The 541-nt window shown below is 57.7% G+C and carries 1 pseudogene; it reads right to left on the reverse strand.

Going from position 1 to position 541, the window contains the following annotated elements:
- Positions 1-110: 110 nt before the first annotated feature.
- Positions 111-428: pseudogene (locus LH128_RS29730) on the reverse strand (hypothetical protein); the annotation flags it as partial.
- Positions 429-541 lie beyond the last annotated feature (113 nt).

The raw sequence follows: 541 nt of genomic DNA on the forward strand, positions 1-541 counted from the left end.
ATTATCTGGAGTAAAATCATGACCAATCGACGCAATCCCACGCCTCCGGCCGCAATGCTCGACATAAATGTCGACTGCAAAGAATATGTCTAATGTTGAGGTCCAGATTAGACATACTCGCGCGGGGTGATGTCCACCCGCACGTCATTCCATTCCTCGGTGGGGATCTCCGCGAGACGGCGTTCCATCAGCGCCTCGCCGGTCGACACGATCTGGATCACGGCAGCATGGCCGTCCATCAGATCCTGCTCGATCGAGCGGATCAGGGTCGGCGTCTTCATCGAGGTCAGCAGATGGCCGAAGAAGCGCTGCTTGGCGGATTCGAAGGCCGAGCGGGCGGCGGACTTAGCCTGGCGGTTCAGAGTGCCGGTATCGCCGGTGATGTTGGCGGCCTGCATCGCCGCATCGAGATTATTATGGATGACGGCTTATCACGAGGTCGCGATAATGTGAAGGAACGCGGCAGCGACGTGGATTCTCCTAATGCGGGGCGATGTTGCTGCGCATTATTTTGATTGCGAACCTCGGCGGTCTCTGGACC

It is taken from the genome of Sphingomonas sp. LH128, assembly GCF_000293195.2.
Taxonomy (GTDB): Bacteria; Pseudomonadota; Alphaproteobacteria; order Sphingomonadales; family Sphingomonadaceae; genus Novosphingobium; species Novosphingobium resinovorum_A.